The organism is Spongiactinospora sp. 9N601 (assembly GCF_044326295.1).
GTDB lineage: Bacteria > Actinomycetota > Actinomycetes > Streptosporangiales > Streptosporangiaceae > Spongiactinospora > Spongiactinospora gelatinilytica.
Genome location: NZ_JBIRBB010000023.1, coordinates 80,707 through 97,728, shown reverse-complemented (window position 1 = coordinate 97,728; position 17,022 = coordinate 80,707). Strand labels below are relative to the sequence as shown.

Annotated in this window: 18 protein-coding genes; 6 read left to right on the top strand and 12 right to left on the bottom strand. The window is 68.8% G+C overall.

The window, feature by feature from the left end:
• Nucleotides 1-58: 58 nt before the first annotated feature.
• The gene (locus ACH34R_RS38820; RefSeq protein ID WP_397566590.1) at nucleotides 59-2,029 is read left to right on the top strand and encodes a hypothetical protein; all 1,971 of its coding nucleotides are present in this window, start codon (nucleotides 59-61) and stop codon (nucleotides 2,027-2,029) included.
• Here the strand turns inward: ACH34R_RS38820 and ACH34R_RS38815 are convergent.
• Complete coding sequence (locus ACH34R_RS38815; RefSeq protein ID WP_397566589.1) at nucleotides 2,016-2,435, bottom strand: hypothetical protein; 420 nt, start codon at nucleotides 2,433-2,435, stop codon at nucleotides 2,016-2,018. The two genes, ACH34R_RS38820 and ACH34R_RS38815, sit on opposite strands and share 14 nt — an antisense overlap.
• A gap of 139 nt (nucleotides 2,436-2,574) precedes the next feature.
• Nucleotides 2,575-3,051 (bottom strand): hypothetical protein, encoded by a 477-nt coding sequence (locus ACH34R_RS38810; RefSeq protein ID WP_397566588.1) that lies wholly within the window; start codon nucleotides 3,049-3,051, stop codon nucleotides 2,575-2,577.
• A 546-nt stretch (nucleotides 3,052-3,597) separates the two neighbouring features.
• Between ACH34R_RS38810 and ACH34R_RS38805 the strand changes: the two genes are divergently transcribed.
• Nucleotides 3,598-3,831 carry a hypothetical protein gene (locus ACH34R_RS38805; protein WP_397566587.1) on the top strand — a complete coding sequence of 78 codons (234 nt, stop codon included), beginning with the start codon at nucleotides 3,598-3,600 and terminating at the stop codon, nucleotides 3,829-3,831.
• A 17-nt stretch (nucleotides 3,832-3,848) separates the two neighbouring features.
• Here ACH34R_RS38805 and ACH34R_RS38800 read toward each other — a convergent pair whose 3' ends face one another.
• The 8 genes from ACH34R_RS38800 to ACH34R_RS38765 all read right to left on the bottom strand — a co-directional run bounded on the left by ACH34R_RS38800 (nucleotide 3,849) and on the right by ACH34R_RS38765 (nucleotide 10,033).
• On the bottom strand, nucleotides 3,849-4,226 hold the full coding sequence (locus ACH34R_RS38800; RefSeq protein ID WP_397566586.1) for a hypothetical protein: 378 nt from the start codon (nucleotides 4,224-4,226) through the stop codon (nucleotides 3,849-3,851).
• A gap of 57 nt (nucleotides 4,227-4,283) precedes the next feature.
• Nucleotides 4,284-4,517 carry a hypothetical protein gene (locus tag ACH34R_RS38795; RefSeq protein ID WP_397566585.1) on the bottom strand — a complete coding sequence of 78 codons (234 nt, stop codon included), beginning with the start codon at nucleotides 4,515-4,517 and terminating at the stop codon, nucleotides 4,284-4,286.
• Between the two features lie 209 nt (nucleotides 4,518-4,726).
• Complete coding sequence (locus ACH34R_RS38790) at nucleotides 4,727-5,014, bottom strand: hypothetical protein (protein ID WP_397566584.1); 288 nt, start codon at nucleotides 5,012-5,014, stop codon at nucleotides 4,727-4,729.
• Between the two features lie 350 nt (nucleotides 5,015-5,364).
• On the bottom strand, nucleotides 5,365-6,603 hold the full coding sequence (locus ACH34R_RS38785; RefSeq protein WP_397566583.1) for a helix-turn-helix domain-containing protein: 1,239 nt from the start codon (nucleotides 6,601-6,603) through the stop codon (nucleotides 5,365-5,367).
• A 153-nt stretch (nucleotides 6,604-6,756) separates the two neighbouring features.
• The gene (locus tag ACH34R_RS38780) at nucleotides 6,757-7,995 is read right to left on the bottom strand and encodes a helix-turn-helix domain-containing protein (protein WP_397566582.1); all 1,239 of its coding nucleotides are present in this window, start codon (nucleotides 7,993-7,995) and stop codon (nucleotides 6,757-6,759) included.
• 162 nt (nucleotides 7,996-8,157) lie between these two features.
• Nucleotides 8,158-8,454, bottom strand: coding sequence for an NIPSNAP family protein (locus ACH34R_RS38775; RefSeq protein WP_397566581.1), 297 nt, complete (start codon nucleotides 8,452-8,454; stop codon nucleotides 8,158-8,160).
• Between the two features lie 200 nt (nucleotides 8,455-8,654).
• Nucleotides 8,655-9,641 (bottom strand): hypothetical protein, encoded by a 987-nt coding sequence (locus ACH34R_RS38770; RefSeq protein ID WP_397566580.1) that lies wholly within the window; start codon nucleotides 9,639-9,641, stop codon nucleotides 8,655-8,657.
• Entirely contained in the window at nucleotides 9,638-10,033 is a 396-nt protein-coding gene (locus ACH34R_RS38765; RefSeq protein WP_397566579.1) for a DNA-binding protein, read from the bottom strand. The genes ACH34R_RS38770 and ACH34R_RS38765 overlap by 4 nt, the downstream gene beginning before the upstream one ends.
• Nucleotides 10,034-10,094: 61 nt before the next feature.
• Here ACH34R_RS38765 and ACH34R_RS38760 point away from each other — a divergent pair, with 61 nt between their 5' ends.
• From ACH34R_RS38760 to ACH34R_RS38750, 3 genes are read left to right on the top strand one after another with little or no spacing between them, the layout of a single operon-like run.
• On the top strand, nucleotides 10,095-11,723 hold the full coding sequence (locus ACH34R_RS38760; protein ID WP_397566578.1) for a PEP/pyruvate-binding domain-containing protein: 1,629 nt from the start codon (nucleotides 10,095-10,097) through the stop codon (nucleotides 11,721-11,723).
• A complete protein-coding gene (locus tag ACH34R_RS38755) occupies nucleotides 11,720-12,322 on the top strand; it encodes a histidine phosphatase family protein (RefSeq protein ID WP_397566577.1) in 603 nt (200 codons plus the stop codon). Before ACH34R_RS38760 ends, ACH34R_RS38755 begins: the two co-directional genes overlap by 4 nt.
• Nucleotides 12,319-12,513: a hypothetical protein gene (locus ACH34R_RS38750; protein WP_397566576.1), complete on the top strand. Its 195-nt coding sequence runs from the start codon at nucleotides 12,319-12,321 to the stop codon at nucleotides 12,511-12,513. Before ACH34R_RS38755 ends, ACH34R_RS38750 begins: the two co-directional genes overlap by 4 nt.
• On the opposite strand, the gene ACH34R_RS38745 is transcribed toward ACH34R_RS38750, so the two are convergent.
• Nucleotides 12,462-13,904: a DUF2079 domain-containing protein gene (locus ACH34R_RS38745; protein ID WP_397566575.1), complete on the bottom strand. Its 1,443-nt coding sequence runs from the start codon at nucleotides 13,902-13,904 to the stop codon at nucleotides 12,462-12,464. The two genes, ACH34R_RS38750 and ACH34R_RS38745, sit on opposite strands and share 52 nt — an antisense overlap.
• A 130-nt stretch (nucleotides 13,905-14,034) precedes the next feature.
• Here ACH34R_RS38745 and ACH34R_RS38740 point away from each other — a divergent pair, with 130 nt between their 5' ends.
• Nucleotides 14,035-15,240, top strand: a complete 1,206-nt coding sequence (locus ACH34R_RS38740; RefSeq protein ID WP_397566574.1) for a glycosyltransferase 87 family protein — start codon at nucleotides 14,035-14,037, stop codon at nucleotides 15,238-15,240.
• On the opposite strand, the gene ACH34R_RS38735 is transcribed toward ACH34R_RS38740, so the two are convergent.
• Complete coding sequence (locus ACH34R_RS38735) at nucleotides 15,208-17,019, bottom strand: substrate-binding domain-containing protein (protein WP_397566573.1); 1,812 nt, start codon at nucleotides 17,017-17,019, stop codon at nucleotides 15,208-15,210. The genes ACH34R_RS38740 and ACH34R_RS38735 overlap by 33 nt on opposite strands.
• Nucleotides 17,020-17,022 lie beyond the last annotated feature (3 nt).

Below are 17,022 nucleotides of genomic sequence, written 5' to 3'. Positions count from 1 at the left end.
TGTACCACCGGGAACCGGCCCACTCGCCCCGCAGTACTCCGGAATCGATCCGACGCTGATGAGCGGATTCATCAGTGAATTGGAACGGGCGGGGCAGGTGATCGCCGAGCAGGCCGAGAACATCCGCAGGGAACTGGCCGCCGTGGACCTGTCCGCCGCCGGGCTCGCCCCGATCCGGGAGATCGGCGGCTGGACCGAACAGGAACTGCCCAAGCTGCGGCAGCGACTGGCGACCATCAAGGCGCCGATGCCCACGCTGCCGGGAATGTCCGACCCGGGGCACCTGATGCCCTATCAGGAAGCGTCGCTACTCGCCCCGGCCGAGGCACAGCGTCAGGGCACAGCACTCGGCAAGCGGTTCGCCGCCATCGACCTCGACGAATTCAACCTCACCGGCCCGTACGCATCGGACAAGATGGCCGCCGTGTTCAAGGAATTGGGCGCGCACCGGCAGGACGCTGTCTACAGCGCCGCCTTCTTCGCCGCGATCGGCCCGTCCGCCCCTCGGAAGATAGATGCTGCGGTGCGCCGACTGGCCCATGAGGCACAGGCGGACGCACAACTCGCGTTCAGAACCGCCTTCGGCGTCGCGGTCAACGGTGGAGCGAGCGTGCCCGGATTCGCGGCGGTGATGAAGTCGATGGGAAAATCGGTCAAGTCCCGAAGCCCCGAGGACGATGAGGATTTGAAGGTCATCAGCACCCTGCTGAGCGAGGGAGACTTCCCGGACGTTTGGCTGGCCGAACTCGTGGAGCCGGCGCTGCTGCCCGACAGCCGGGTCTCCGGCCCCGCCCTTGCAAGACTGCTCACCGCGCTCGCGAACAATCCTGCCGCTGCCCGCCTAGCCATCGGCTCGGCAAGCCGCTTCGGCCCCCACCCGCCGATGCCCACCCTCAGCGTTCCTTTCGGGCCGCTTCCCAAGACCCCTGAACAGTGGGACTACCGACCGGAGTTGGCCGCGTTCCTGAAAGCTCTCAACGAGCGAGTGTCGAAGTCACCTGAGATCTCGGACGTTTTCGGCAGGCTCCTGGCCGTCACTTCCGGTGCCTACAACGAGCCGGACGGTCAACATAGCAGGGAAGCGGCGCTGTTCGCGTACACCGTGATGACATCGGCGGACGAATGGGAGCTGAACGACGCGACCCGCATTCACCTGTCGAAGATCGCGGGCGCGTACGCCTCGGAGATCACCATGGGCGCGGACCTGGGTGATGCCGACATGACCAAGGACAGTGCCATGCGGACCACTCCGGGTGCGTTCGACCCGATCCTGATCCCGGGTTTGCGCGGCGCATTCCGGCTGAGCCCGGAGGACACCTTCCGCTTCATGACCACCTTCGCCGGATCCCCGCAGACCCGCCAGCCTTTCGAGGACGGCATGGACGCGCTTATGCATCGCCTGCTTCCGCGTGCCGCTGACCTGGTCAAAAACAACCAAAGGACGCTCCCGATAGACCGTATGTTCAGGGCTATGGGCAACGTGCGAGGCTTTGAGCTGGCCGCTGCCATACGAGTCCTGAAAGCCAAGCAGGAAGCCTTCGAGAACGCCGAGGCGGCCGAGGGCTTCATCTCCGGTACCATCCTCGGAGCCGCTAGTCTGATCCCGCCCTTCTCCCTCATTCCGAGGACCTGGACCGCGCTCTCCACCGGGGTCTCCGCGTACTACACCTATAAAGACGACCCCAAGAAGCCGATGGAAGAGCTTGAGGAACTGGACGGAAAAGAGACAGTTGCCCGCCAGTACTTAGCGGCGCAGCTTCTCATTTCGCAGGGAATCACCCCGAAGGTCCCGCCATCGAAGGCCATAACCGGGCCGGACGGGGCCCTGCGACCGTTCGCAGAGATCATCAAGCATGGCGAGCCCGGCCTGAAGGCGCTTGATCAATGGTTCCTCGACAACGGCATGGGCACGCCCTACCCCTACACCTTCGGACAGTTGACCCGCGATCTGGCGAGAGACTTCGAGGGGGAGAAGCAGATGGCCTGGAAGAGAAGCCGAAGTTACACGCGCAAGCTCACGACGGACTGAGGCAGGATGTTTGCCCGCGCACCGAATATCTGCCATCGTCCGATGAGTTCAGATGGAGTGAGGTCTTCGTGCCGTCACTGGCCATGCTGAAATCGGGGCCTTCCGGGTCGGTGATGTCGTAGTTGGCGAACTCGTTCACGGCAGCGACCATTTGGATGTTGAGCGTCCGGGCGTCCCTTTGCCTGGTGTTGTCCAAGGCGCTCGCGGCGAAGGTCCGCTTGACCTTGCCTTCTCCACACGGAATGTCCTTGCCGCCGGGATCGGTGATGCGGACGTCCTGGCCGCTCACCTCGTCGAGCAGCCTCAGGATGTGCGCCTTAAGGGTCGCGCCCGCCTCCGCCGCCGTAGGTTGGCGCTTTGCGCCCACGGCGCTGCAGGACGTGGCCAGAGCGGCCACGGCGAGCACTGCGCCTAACCGTACAGGAAGACTTCGGTTGGAACGGGGCATTCGATACCCTCCTAGGAGTCAGCCGTCTGAACGCACGATCTCATATCGCCCGGCAGGGCGGGAGTGGTGGCCCAGGTGCAGGCCATCTGCGCGAAGCTCAAGACCGACTGAGGCAGTCCGTTTGGCCGCTAACCGCGTATCCGTGCTCCGACGACTTCAGATAGAGCGAAGTTCGATAGCTTTCACTGGCGAGGTTGTATTCCAGTCCGCCGGGATCGGTCATATCGTAGTCGGCAAACCCGCTCAAGGTGCCCAGCATCATCGCGTTGAGCGTGTGAGGACTCCTCTCTCCGCTGTTGTCTGCGGCGGTCGCGGCGAAAGTCCGCATGACATTGCCATCCCCGCATGGGATGTCCCTACCGCCGGGGTCCGTTATCCGGGCGGGCTCGCTGCTCACCTTGTCAAGCAGCTTCAAGATGTGTTCCCTAAGGGTCGTGCCGGCCTCGGCCGCTGTCGGTGGGCGCTTCGGGGGAGCAGGCGTGGCTATGGCACCCACGGTCACCACACCGGCCAGGACGATGAGCACGAGCACCGCGCCTAATCGCACGTAGGCGCTTCGGTTGGAGCGGCGCATTCGATCCCTCCTGAGAGTCGGTCGCGAGGCAGGCCGTTTCGCCGCTCACCGAGTATTCCCCATGCTTCGATGATTTTAGATGGAGGGACGTCTTCGTGCCCTCACTGACTACGCGGAAATCTGGTCCGCCTGGATCGGCCAGGTGATAGTCGGCGAGCCCGCTCAAGGTGCCGAGCATCATCTCGTTGAGTGAGCGAGGTGTGGTCTGCTCGGCGTTGTCCAGGGCAGTCGCCGCGAAGGTGCGCTTGGCCTGGCCTTCTCCGCATGGAATGTCCCTGCCGCCGGGATCGGCGATATGAGGGGGCCGGGCGCTCACCTCATCCAGCAGTCTCAGGATGTGCGACCTAAGGGTTGCTCCGGCCTCGGCCGCGGTGAGTTCACTCTCCGTGCCGCAGGAAGCGGCCAAAGAGACCAGCACGAGTACCGAGCTTAAGCGTATCTGGATGCTTCGGTTGGAACGGGGCATTCGATACCCTTCTAAGAGTCAGCCGCCAGCCCTGTCGTGAGCGAGAGAAAGGGAAGCGTTTGACCCTTGAAGCAAAGGATATGGCCCACCGCAAGGCCGAACTGCTACAGGCGCTGACCAAGGTACGAGCACATGCGGCGCGACTGGAAGCCGCGCTTGATCCGGCGCATGCCACGGTCATTGGGAAGGCCGTGTGGGTGGGGCCGGCGGCGCGGGAGTTCGTTGGGGAGTTGGCCGGTCGGAGGAGTCGGTTGCGGGTGCTCACTCAGCGGATCGTGGAGGAGTTGGAGGCTCAGGTGCAGGCCATCCCGTGAGATCCGTGGAACGGGGCTCAGTGTTCGGAGGGCATGAAGCCGCCACGGGCCCCTTCTTCGGCCAGTAGGGCCGCCCAGTCGCGGGCGTCACCGAGCGTGTTGACGACCACCACGACGGCTCCGCCGACGCGGTCCACCGTGCTCAGCCATGCCTGGCGTTCTTCGGCCTCGCCCGGGTTGGAAATGCCTTCCACCAGGTAACCGGAATCGCCCGGGCCGTTCACGATGGTCATCGTGAGGCTGGGCCGGATTGCCCAGCCAGGACACGGGGTCGGCTTTCCCGCGTCGAGGCGGAGTATCGGCAGGTGTTCGGCCTGATCCGGGGCAGCGATGAGCAAGGTCGGCAGCGCGCCGCCGAAACAACGAGCGTTCTCACGTGCGATGCGAGAGGGCATTTCGCGAGTATCCCACCGTCCTGGTACTCGCATTGTGAATAGTGGAAAACCCGCTGGTCAGGCCGCCCCCATCCGCACCAGGATGCCGAGTTGCGCGGTCAATGCGTCCGCCAGCTCAATGGGACCCCACCGCGCGAGCTGATGGCACAGTCCAGCCGCTTTCTGCGCGTCGGTCGGCGCAGCGTGTCTGGTCGCCCACCATACGCCACCACGCACCGATATCCGCCAGCCGGGAAACGTCACTTCCAGTGCGCCCAGATGCGCCCGCTCCCGAATGGTGAGTTCGTCCACCGGTCTCCTTTCACGCCCCGTCGCGGGTACGGCGGGCGGGACACTCTGTGGGGAAGACGTGTCCCTCGCCCGCCGTACGCTCAGGAATCGCGCGGCCGGACGGAGGCCGGCCACCGAGGCCGCCCGGCCGCGCGCGTCGCGGGCCGCTACCTCGGCCCGCGCCCGGACGGCATGGCGGCCCTGCCCCGCCACGCCGCCACGCCGGTTTCTTATAAGGGCGCGTCCCACGCGTCGCAGGCGTTCCACATGTCTCCGGTGAGCGTGATCGCTCCCCCGCCGGTACGCCGGGCCGTCACCACGGTCTCGCCGTACACGTAGACACCGAACGCCGACAATCGCGCTTCCCGCACCCGGCCCCGCCCATCCGGGAATCCCTCCAGGGCGTGGACCATTTGTTTCTCGGCTCGTCCCGCGTCGTCCGTGACGCCGCCCGCGCCACCGGTCCCCGCGTCCACTTCCCAAACGACGAACACGTCACGCGGCCTGCCATCGCTCACGGCCCCGGCTCCTTCCGTGAAGAAGACTGCAAAAGGTCACGCAAGGTGAAGATGTCCGCCGCCCGGACGACGCTTTCGGTGTTCCGGTGGCGGGCCACCCAGTCACCGTGGCGGTCGTCAAGTACTTCGCGCTCGATGTCCCAGTCGATGAACGTGGCTTGTACTTCTTCCGCGACACTCGGCCAAGGCCCACCTTCCTCGCCCTGGCGTGGTTCTGTGGACACATCCCCACACCCCTTCCTGACGCGAGAAATGTAATCGGGCGATCACTGAGTGCAACAGCAACGAGGCGCGGCCATCCGGCCGCGCCTCGTTGAACGGGACTACGTAGCGTAGTTGTCTGGTCTCTGCTACTCCTTGACGCCGAGGAAGTCGGCGATCTCGCGCTGTGCGGCAGTGGGGATGCGAGTACGGGCCTTCAGGATGCCCTCCGCCGCATCCTTAGCCCGTTGCTGGTACCGCAACCACTGCGGGCTTTGGGCCTTCAACTCCTGCAAGACCTCGGTGGCCCGGTCAGTATCCCCCATTTCCAGGTGCATGTACGATTTTTCGACCTGCCCTCGGTTCCAGACGGGGGCGGGCGGACGGCCGTCGTCAGGGGTGATCCTCTCCATCTCCTCCAAGCCCTGCGCAGGCTCGCCGGCCATCGTCGCAACCTCGGCGGCTATCAATGCCACGCTAACCGGACCGAAAGCCTTATATCCCGGCAATCCCTGCTGTTCCCTACCGAACCTCGTCGCGGCCGTGCGGGCGATCGATACGTAGTCCTCCGCTTCCCTTGTGCGGTTGTTCCGGACGGCGGCGGTGGCCGCGCTCAACAGCATCCAGCCCCAGGCGGCCAGCTCTCCCTTGCTGGCGACCGACACGCGAGGCTCCATCTCATGAGCCGCAGCCGCCGCCAGCCGCTCCACCTCGTCGAACCTGCCCTGCCGCAGCATGGCCCAGTCCTGCATGGAAATCGCCGCCGCAGCCAGGGGTATGTTCCCAATGGCTCGGGCGTCACGCAGGGACTGCTGGATGGCGGGCAGGGCGAGATCCATGGCGCGGATCTGGATCAGGTAGCGGCCCGCCAGGCTGAGCGCGTCGGCACGCAGGCGGATCGCCTCCCGGCCCTCGGCGCTGGTTTCATCGAAACGGCTGACGTGATACTGCGCGGATTTGATCAGTTCAGGAAGGACCTGGGCGAGATGGTCGTAGTTGTCGCCGTGATAGGCCAGCGCACTGGCATCCACGGCCTCGCGGAGACGGGGCAGCGAGACATCTTCCGCGTCGGCCGCCTCATAGAGAACATTGCCATCCATGCCGACCGGCGGAATGATCGCCCCGCGTATATCGGCCAGCAGCGCGACATTCTCGGTCTCAGCCACCGGTTCAGGCGAACCGGGCGCGACGAACCATACGGTTCGCACGCCGAGCGCCTTGGCGATTCGGTGATATGTCTCCATACGGGCGCTACCGCCCTGCTCGATCTTCTTTATGCATTGAACGCTCAGGCCCGCCGCCTCGGCCAGCCCTTCCTGCGTGAACCCGCGCCGAAACCGCAGCTCCCGCAGCCGCGCACCTGGCTCGCGCGTCCTGTCATCCGGCATCGCTTTGCCGCCTCTCCCGGGGAGACCTATTCCATCCCAGGTTAGGCACGCGCCACTCATTCAGACCAGCGATCTAATCGAAACCGAATTCCCAAGGCGCTCAATACACCAAAAACTCCCCGCATTTCCCACCTGTCCGGGAGGTGGGCCATTTCAGTCCTGTACGCCGAGGAAGTCGGCGATCTCGCGCTGGGCGGCGGTGGGGATGCGAGTACGGGCCTTCAGGATGCCCTCCGCCGTGTCCATCGCTCGCTGCTGGTACCGCAACCACTGCGGACTCCGGGCCTTCAACTCCTGCAAGATCTCCGTGGCCCGGTCCGTGTTTCCCGTTTCGAGGCAGGCCCACGACCGCTCGATCTGGCTGCGATTCCAGGTGGAGGAGTGGGGACGTCCGGCGACGGGCGAGATGCCGTCCATGATGCTCAGCCCGCGTTCGGGCTCGCCGGCCACCATGGCGACCTCGGCGCGCATCAGGGCGACGGTCACCGGCCCGAACGCCCGGTGCCCCGGGAAGCCCTTCTCCTCCCTGCCCAGCCGCGCCCCGGCCATCTCCGCGATCGACAGATACTCCTCGGCTTCCTTGGCCCGGGTGTTGCGCACCGCCGCACTCGCGGCGCGCAGCAGCAGCCATCCCCACGCGGCGAGTTCTTCCTTGGTGGCGACCGATACGCGTGGCTCCAGCTCTCCGGCCGTGGCGGCGCAGAACCGTTCCACCTCCGCCAGCCGGCCCTGCCGCAGCATCGCCCACGCCTGCGAGCACAGCGCGGACGCGGCGAGCGGCGTGTTCCCGATCGCGGAGGCGTCGCGCAGGGATTGCTGAAGAGCGGTCAGGGCCAGGTCGTGGGCGCGTACCTGGAGCAGGTAGCGGCCCGCGAGACCGAGTACGTCGGCGCGCAGCCGTAGCGCCTCGCGTCCGTCGGCGTTGGAGCCGTCGAAGCGGGCGACGTGATACTGAGCCGACTTGATCAGCTCGGGGAAGACCTGGGCGAGGTGGTCGTACCGATCCCCGTGATAGGCGGCGGCCGTGGCATCGACCGCGTCCCGCAGGCGGGCCAGCGAGGGCTCGTCCTCGTCGGCCGTGTCGTACAGGGCGGTGCCGTCCAGCCCGACCGGTGGAATGATCGCGCCGCGTATGTCGGCCAGGAGAGCGACATTCTCACTTTCGGCAATAGGTTCCGGCGAACCGGGTACGACAAACCATACCGTCGTCACGCCGAGCGCCTTGGCGATTTGGTGATATGTCTCCATACGGGCGCTACCGCCCTGCTCGATCTTCTTTATACATTGCACGCTCAGCCCGGCCGCCTCGGCCAGCCCTTCCTGGGTGAACCCTCGCCGAGAACGCAACTGCCGCAGTCGCGCGCCCGGCTCACGAGCCGCGCCATCTCGCATCGCCCTGCCGCCTCTCCGGGGAGACCCAAATCCCTTCCCAGAATAATTCCCAGCCCGGCGGGCGTTCACTAATCCGTACAAGAAGACGGTGGCCCACTCAGGTGGCCACCGCCTTCTTCGATCACACCCGTCCGGCTGCGGAGGGTGTCAGGTCCTTGATCTCTAAGCCTCGTCCACCTCTCGGACCTCGGTCTTCACCACGTAGTCGCGGTGATCGAGCCCGATCCGCTCGCGCTCCGGCGATACCCAGTACCGCTCATTGATCTCGGCGAAATTCTCTGCTCCCGCATACGACAAGATCCAGAAGAACTGGTTTCGATCCCGATCCATCCAGGCACCTTGTATCTCGAAACCGAACTGCTGTCGCAGCGGCACGACAAGTCTTCGCCATTTGTCAGCCCACTCGTCCAGCAGCCCCGCACGCACAGTGTATACGCGGAGCTGCGTCGTCCTGGTCATCCACAATCACCCTTCTCTCGACCGGGGTGGGTCGCGACGTTCGCGGTATTGCGGAAGTGCATAGGCAATGATCCGGACAGGGAGCAGCACACGGGTAAGATCTCTGCTTCCCGCCGTAGGCAAGCCTAAACGAACGGTCCGCCGCAATTCCAAGGGGGGTGATTGAGAAATTCAAGTACTCCCGTGGTGCGCCGCCGGGGTCAGGGGTGCGTGTGCCGGTCGAGGCCGAGTGTGGCGATGAGGTCTTCGTGGAGCTCGAACCAGACGCGATGGCAGGAGTCGATGTCGGTGTGGTCCACCCAGGCGTTCTCCCCGGCTCGGGCGCGCGCGAGGGCGTCCGCGAAGCGGGTGTCGTATCCACGAAACCGGGCCAGGACGCTTCCGAGCCGGGTGGACAGGGGCGTGAGGGCGCGTGAGATGCCGGTCAGTTCGTCGAGGATCTTGGCGTCCCAGGCGGGGTCGGAGTGGTCGTTGGGGGCGAGCCTGTCGCCGGCGGCGGGCCGGAGCTGCCAGTCGGTGCAGGCCCGCAGGAGGCGGGCGTTGAGCGGTAGGAACTCCCGGTAGACGTCACGGACCGTTGTGGCTCCATCGCTGCCGACTCCGCCGGTGCCGGTGCCGGTGAGGCCGGTCCCATCGGTTCCGATGCCGGTTCCGGTGCCGCCGGAGTCGCTTCCGTGGGTGCCGGGGCCGGTGCTGGCGAGGCCGGTTCCGTCGGTTCCGGTACCAGCGCCGCCGGAGTCGCTTCCGTGGGTGCCGGGGCCGGTGCTGGCGAGGCCGGTTCCGTCGGTTCCGGTACCAGCGCCGCCGGAGTCGCTTCCGTCGGTTCCGGTTTCGATGCCGCCGGAGTCGGTTCTGTGGGTGCCGGTGCCGCCGAGGCCAGTTCCATCGGTTCCGATGCCGGTGCCGGTTTCGGTGCCGCCGCAGTCGGTTCCGGTGGTACCGGCGGCGGCGAGTTCGGCGGCGAGCAGGCGTTCGTTCTCGGCGCGGCCCCGTTCGGTGAGCGACCAGCCGCCCGACCCGGCGAAGGCGGAGTACGAGACCCAGCCGTAGGCTTCGGCGTCCCGCAGCAGTTCCTCCGCCTCGGCCGCGTCGAGCCCGTACCGGGCGGCGACCGCCGGGGCCTCCGCGAACCCGAGGATGCGCACCCCGTGCAGGACCAGCAGGAGGGTCTGCGAGTCCCGGGTCACGATGTGGCGTCCTGCCGCGCGGTCAGCCGGTTGTAGTGCTGCTGGCACGCCTGCGGCGAGTTGAACCCCATCGCCTGCGCGATCTGTGCCCAGGTCAGGCCCGCGCCGCGCGCCGTGAACAGCAGGGCGGACTCCAGCCCTTCTACCTCGGCGCGGGCGGCGGGCATGAGGGTGAGTGCGGCCAGGACGTCCTCGGGGCTCAGCCCGGCGTTACGCCAGACGGCGAACTGCACGAGGTCGAGCGCCGAAGGCGGGGCCGGTGCGGGTCGCCACGGGCGGGGGCTGAGCTGGTCCGCGCCCAGGGCCAGGAGCCGCTTGCTCGCGTCGTGCTCACGACCGGCCTGGGCCCGATCCTCGTGCCCGGCGTGAGAAATGTCCGGCTTGCTTGCCATGCGCCTATAATCCAGAATCAAGGAAATGTTGTCAATATTTTGTTGATGAGAGGAGGGTGAGGTGTTCGTATCACTGATCTCGGCCGTCGCCGGGGAGTGCGGGGGCAAGGCCGGCGCGCTCGGCGCGTTGCTGCGGGCGGGGGTGCCGGTTCCGGACGGCTTCGTGGTGCCGTTCGCCGCCTACCGCGCCGTCGTACGGGAGCTGAATGATCCCGATGCGGCTCGGCGGGCCATCGAGAGCCGACCCCTCGACCCTGCCGTGGTCAAGGAACTGGCACGGGCGCTGGATGGGCTTGGCGATCCGCCTGTCGCCGTACGGTCGTCCGCGTCGGACGAGGACACCGGCCAGGTCTCGGCGGCCGGTCAGCACGAGAGCATCCTCGCCGTACGCGGGGCCGCCGACGTCGCCGACGCCGTGCGCGCCTGCTGGGCCTCGCTGCTCGCGCCTCGCGCCCTCGCCTACCGGGACGCCTCCGGCCACGGCCGGCCGTCCGGCGAGTTCGCGATGGCCGTGATCGTGCAACGCCAGGTGGACGCCGACGTGTCCGGCGTCATGTTCACCCCCGCCGGTCCGGACGACGGGACCATGATCGAGGCGTCCTGGGGCCTCGGGCCCAGCGTCGTCGGCGGCACGGTGACCCCTGACGCCTACCGGGTCGCCGGAGACGGGTCGGTCGAGCAGACGATCGCGCCCAAACGAACCCGGCTCGACCGGCACGGCGGGCGGCTCGTCACTCGTGACGTGCCCGTCCCCGACCGGGACCGGCCGGCGCTGGACACCGCGACCGCCGTACGGCTCGCCGAACTGGGCAGGGAGATCGCCACTGTACGCGGCGGGCCGCAGGACATCGAGTGGGCGATCGCCGACGGGCGCGTCTGGATCCTGCAAGCCCGCCCGATCACCGCCGTACTCCCGCCCCGCGCGCCCGGCGAGGCCCAGGCCGCACCGACAGGGTCACCCGGCAGCCACGGCACCGGAACCGCGCCGATCACCCACGACCCCGGCGAAACTCACGCCGCGCTGACAGGGACGCCGGGCAGCTACGGAACCGGCACTGAGGTCATCGCCCGCAGCCCCGGCGAGGCTCAGGCCACACTGACAGAAACGCCAAGCAGCCACGGAACCGCCACCGGAACCGCGCCGATCATCCGCAGCCCCGGCGAGACTCAGGCCACACTGACAGAAACGCCGGGCAGTCGCGGAACCGGCAGCGCGCCGATCATCCGCAGCCCCGGCGAGGGTCAGGCCACACTGACAGAAACGCCGGGCAGTCGCGGAACCGGCAGCGCGCCGATCATCCGCAGCCCCGGCGAGGCTCAGGCCGCGCTGACAGGGACGCCGGGCAGTCGCGGAACCGTTGCCGGTACCGCGCGGATCGTGCGTGGTCCCGGTGACTTCGGCCGTGTACGGCCGGGGGACATTCTCGTCTGCCCCTTCACCGATCCCGCCTGGACGCCGCTGCTGCGCGTCGCCGCAGGTGTCGTCACCGAGGTCGGCGGCGTGCTCTCGCATGCCGCGATCGTCGCCCGCGAGCTGGGCATTCCCGCCGTCCTGGGTGTCGAAGGGGCCACGAGCAGGCTCCACGACGGCGTCGCCGTCACCCTCGATGGCACCAGCGGCACCATCACCGTCATCCGGGAGGAGCAGGGCGGCGGGGCCGCACCGCCGCACCGCCCGAACCGCTCATGACCACGCGACACCTCTACCTGGCCCGCCACGGCGCCGCCGACGCCTTCGGAAACCTCACCGACCTCGGTCACCGGCAGGCGGCCCTGCTGGGCGAACGCCTCGCCGGCATGCCGATCGACGCCGTCTGGCACTCCCCGCTGCCGCGCGCCGTGGCGAGCGCGCACGAACTCGCCCGGCACCTCCCGCAGGTGTTCGTGGACGAGGCCCCCGAACTCATCGATCACGTACCGTACGTGCCCCGCGCGGAAGAGACGCCCTCGTCGTGGACCGGCTTCTTCGACGGATACGAGGAGGCCGAGGCCGCCTCGGGGCACCGGCTCGCCGAGGCCCTGGTCGCCCGGTTCGCCAGAGCCCCCGGCGAGGGCCGGCGCGACACTCACGAGGTCCTGGTCACGCACGCGTATCCGATCGCGTGGCTGGTACGGCACGCGCTGGACGCGCCGCCGTCGCGGTGGCTCGACCTGAACAGCGCCAACGCCGCGCTGACGGTCATCCACTACCGGGCCGGCCTGCCGCCCACGCTGGTGATGTTCAACGACATGAGCCATCTCCCCGCCGACCTGCGCTGGACCGGATTCCCGCCGGCCAGGTGGCCATGACGCGCCGGGCGCTGCGCACGGCGACACTGGAACCGGCCGACCGCCTGGGCCGGGAACGCGACCCCCTGCGCGACATCGCCGACGCCGCCGACGCCGCCGACGCCGCCGACATCGCCGAAGCCGACAAAGCCGCGATAGCTCACTCGCCCCGGTGTAGTACGACATATCCGTCCCGCTCGAAGAGCGCCTGATAACCGGCCGCCCGCAGTTCCGCCACCCGCGCGCGCTGGCGTTCCGCCGAAGGCCAGGGGAAGACCTGCCGGGCGGTGTCGGCGACCACCCAGGGCGCGTTCTGTTTGCCGTCCTCCCAGAGCAGGACGGTCGTGCGCGCGGTGAGGCGCGGCCCGATGTGGTTGGCGGCCTCCACCATGACGCCGTCCGGTACCAGCGCGACCGCCTCGGCGGCGGCAGCGACATCAGGCCCGGCGCGGTAGAAGCCCGGGTCGGCCAGCCGGCCCAGGGGATGTTGCGGGGCGAGGGTGAGCGCGACGGCGCAGACGCAGGCGGCCCACGCCGGACCGATACCGGCCCGGCCGTACCTGTGCGCAAGCCGGGCCGCGCCGTCCACGCCCGCGCAGAACACGATGGCGATGGTGAAGGCGTTGTAGTGGAAGTCGGTGCCCCACCAGTTCGGATTGTCGGAGAGCATGCGTTCGAGCAGGTGCGGCACGGCCACCACGATGATCGGCGAGCACAGGCACACCGGCAGCGCCGTCCACAGCAGCAGCACGACCGTGCTGAGCTTGCCGGCAGGCGTCACCAGGTACTGAAGGGCCCCAAGCGGGTCGGCGACCATCCCCGCCAGCGCTTCGGGGACGTCCGGGCCGAAGTGCTGGTAGGCCCAGTGCGCGCCGGGGTCGCCGCCCACGGCGGGGATCAGCGCCGCGCGGGCCAGGACCGTCCAGGCCAGCCCGGCCACCAGGTACGCCGCACCGCGCCCCCGCTCCCCGCGTACCGCGGCCAGCGCCCCGAACGCCGCGACCGTCAGCCCCATGTCCTCCTTGACCAGCAGCAACCCGAACGCGGCCGAAGCGGCCACGGCGTGCCGGCCCGCCTCGTACCGCTCGATCAGCAGCGCGCTCAGCAGCGGGACGGCGGCGGCCTCGTGGAAGTCGAACGCCACGACGTGCGCGACGGGCCAGGACAGCAGGTACCCGGCCGCGGTGAGGTGGGCGGGCAGCACGCCGAGCCGGCGTCGGGCGAACGCCCAGATCGGCATCGCGGCCAGGGCGAGCAGCGCGGCCTGGGCGACGAGCAGGGTCTCGGGGGCGTCGTGGATCCAGTACAGCGGGGCGAGCAGCGCGAGGATCGGCGAGAAGTGGTCGCCGAGCTGGTTCCAGGCGGCGTCCTTGCCGATGCTGAACCCCTTGACCGGGCTGGTCGGCGTCTGGAACGCCGCGTAGCCGCGCACGGCCTGGTCGAAGATCGTCAGGTCGATGCTGGTGGTCTGGAACAGGCGGTGCTTGGTCAGGCTGAGCAGCGCGTACGCACAGAACGCGGCCACCGCCAGCGCGATCAGGACCCTCCGCTCGACCGGCGGCCTGATGACCCGCGCGAGCGCCGCCACCCGGCTCCCGATCACGCGTGCCACCCTAGGGACGCGCCCCCGGCTCCCGGGGGAACGCGGCGTGAAGGTTTCGGGCACAGGCGGCGACGCCGGGCGTTCCCGGGGCGTACAGGGGGTGGTCATGCTGGGCCGCTAGGCTCCGCGCGTGATCACCCCCCAGCGATCGTCCGCACGGGCGGCACTGACGATCATCTACCTCTGGCTGGCGACCCGGGTCCTGCTGCTGCTCATGGTGCTCGACGTCGTGACGATCTTCGAGAGCGTCAACGTGGACGTCGGCGGCGTCTACCAGAACTGGTACGGCGTCATGCGGACCACCGGATCGCTCCCGGTCGATGACCCCACCTGGCAGTACCCGCCGGGCGCGGCACTGCTCATGATCGCGCCCTCGCTGCTGCCGTTCGGCTACCTCAGCGGCTTCATGGCGATCCTGGTCGTCTGCGACGCCCTCGTGACGTACACCCTGGCCAGACTGCCGGAACGGGCGGGCCTGTGGGTGTGGCTGGCGGGCGTGCCGCTGCTCGGGCCGGTCGTGTACGCCCGGTACGACCTCGTGGTGGCGGCGCTGGCCGTACTGGGGCTGGTACGGCTGCGCAGGTCGTCCACCGGAGGCGGGCTGCTGCTCGGGGTCGCCACCGGGCTGAAGCTCTGGCCCGCGCTGGCGCTGATCGGCGTGCCGCGCGGGCGGGTGGCCAGGAACGCGGTGCTGGGGGCGGCGGCGGGCGCGGCGGTGACGACGCTGGGCGTGCTGGCCTTCCTCGGGCGCGGCGCGGACTTCCTGAGCGCGCAGCGCGACCGGGGTGTCGAGGTCGAGTCGGTATGGGCGCTGGCGTTCCATTTCGCCCGCTGGGCGGGCTGGCCCGGCGAGGTGGCCCCCAACTACGGGTCCATGGAGATGATCGGCCCGTTCACCGCGGAGGCCGGGCGGCTGTCCCTGGTCGTGACCGCCGGGTGCCTGCTGTGGCTGGTGTACTGGCGGCGCAGGGCCCGTACCTGGACCGACGCCACCCCCGCCGACGCCGCCCTGGCCGCCGTGCTGTTGTTCGTCGTCACCAGCCGGGTGATCAGCCCGCAGTACCTGGTGTGGCTGGTCGGGCTGGCGGCGGTGTGCGCGGCGGCCCGCGGCACCTCGCAGCGCCCGGTGGTGACGCTGGTCCTGGCCGCGACCGCGGTGACCATGCTGGAGTTCCCGAACCTCTTCGTGGCCGTCCAGGAGAGCACCGTCGTGGGGGTGGCGGTGCTCACCCTGCGCAACGGGCTGCTGGTGGCGGCGGCGGTGGTGTCGTGCGTGCGGCTGTGGCGCGCGACGACCGTAAGCTCACGCGCCCCTCTTGCGGCGGATCAGTCGTAGCAGGGGCGGCGGCAGGAAGAGGCCGGTGATGACGACCATCGCGACGACGTACAGCGCCCACGGCGTCGCCGCCGACCGGGCCGTGGCGTCCACCGCCTTGGCGGAGTCGGCGGCGAGCCGCGGGTCGATCAGGCTGTTCGCGGTCGCGGCGCCCGACTGGGCGAGGGTCTGCGACTGCTGCTGCTGAAGGGCGAGCGCGGGATCGCCGGTGGTCGTGGTCACGGTGCCGTCGGGCGACGTGGGCGAGGTGACGCCGTCCTGGACCGGGGCGGCCGGACCGGTGGGGCCCTGGCCCTGCCCCTGCGCGACCGGGCCCCCGGTCTGCTGGGGGTTGTTCGTCCCGGGTCCCTGGGTGGGCTGCTTGGTGTTCTTGGCTGGGTTGTTGCCGTTCGGGGTGTTCTTGTTCTGCGGCTGGTTCTGGCCCGGGTTTTGCGGCTTGTCCTTGTCGCCGTTCGGGTTCTGGTTCGGGTTCTGATTCTGGTTCTGGTCGCCGTTGTTCTGGCCGCCGCCGTCGTTGCCGCCGACGCCGCCACCGCCGTCCACGCCGCCGCCGGTGCCCTTCTGGCCCGCGTCACCGCACTTGGTGCCGTCGGGCAGGGCCAGGCCCTGGTAGAACTTGCCCCATACGTCGGGGTCGGTGGGGATCGGGGGGTGTCCCGGCACGTCGTTCAGCGCGTTGAATCCCTGCCCGATGAGGTTGCTCGGGAGCGGCGAGTACCCCAGGTCGGAGGCGAGCTTCTGGCCGTCGGTGATCGAGTAGAGCACGAACTTGGCCATCGTCTCGCCCTTGGCCGGGTCCGAGCCGCCGGCCGGCACGATCACATAGTTGTAGCTGGAGATCGGGTAGGCGCTCGGGTGGCCGTGGTTGTAGACCTCCAGCAGGTTGTACGTGCCGTCGGGGTTGCGCTTGGCCTCGGTCAGCGCGATGGCCTGGTTGCACGCGGTGGGCAGCACGTAGTTGCCCGACTTGTTCTGGACCCTGGCCACCGGGAGGCCGCGCTGGAGCGCGTACGCGAACTCGGCGTACCCGATCGTGCCGTTCTTGGAGCCGACGAAGTCGGCCAGCCCGGCGGAGTCGGCGCGCAGCTCCGCGCCGCGCTCGGAGGGCCAGTCGCTGGTCGGCAGGCACGGCTCGCCGCCATAGCACGCCTGGCCGCTGTTGTAGATGTACTCGTGCCACAGTTGGGGGGCCTGCGTCCGCAGGTACTCGGTGAAGACCGCCGTGGTGCCCGAGCCGCCCTTCCTGGCCACGACGATGATCGGCGTGGCCGGCAGGCGGAACTCCAGGTGCGGGTTCTCCGCCTTGATCATGGGGTCGTTCCAGAGGATGTTCCCGTTCGACTTCCAGTGCTGGTGGTAGATCTTCATGATCAGCGGCCCGGTGAGCTGGAGGTCGGTGATCGGGCGGCCGGCGTTGTCCTTCAGGTTGTAGAGCATCGCCGTGCCGCCCGCCACCAGCGGCATGTACGTGAACGGCTGGGTGGGCGTCGGCTCGTTGGCAAGGCCGTTCGGGAACCGGTAGGAGACGTCACTGGAGGCGAAGTCCACCAGTTTCTGCTCGAACTGCGTACGGCCGGCCGTGGAGCCGTTGGCGTTGTAGCTCACCGCCAGGCCCAGCTTGGCCCCGGCGTCCACGATCCACTGGTCGATCGCCGGGGAGGCGAACGTCGAGCCCGCCCCGCTGACCGGGGGCAGTGCGGACCCTCGCGCGGGCGCGGCGGCGCACAGCAGGGCCAGGAAGACGGCGGCGGTGACCCGGGACAGGCGTCCGGCGATCATGGT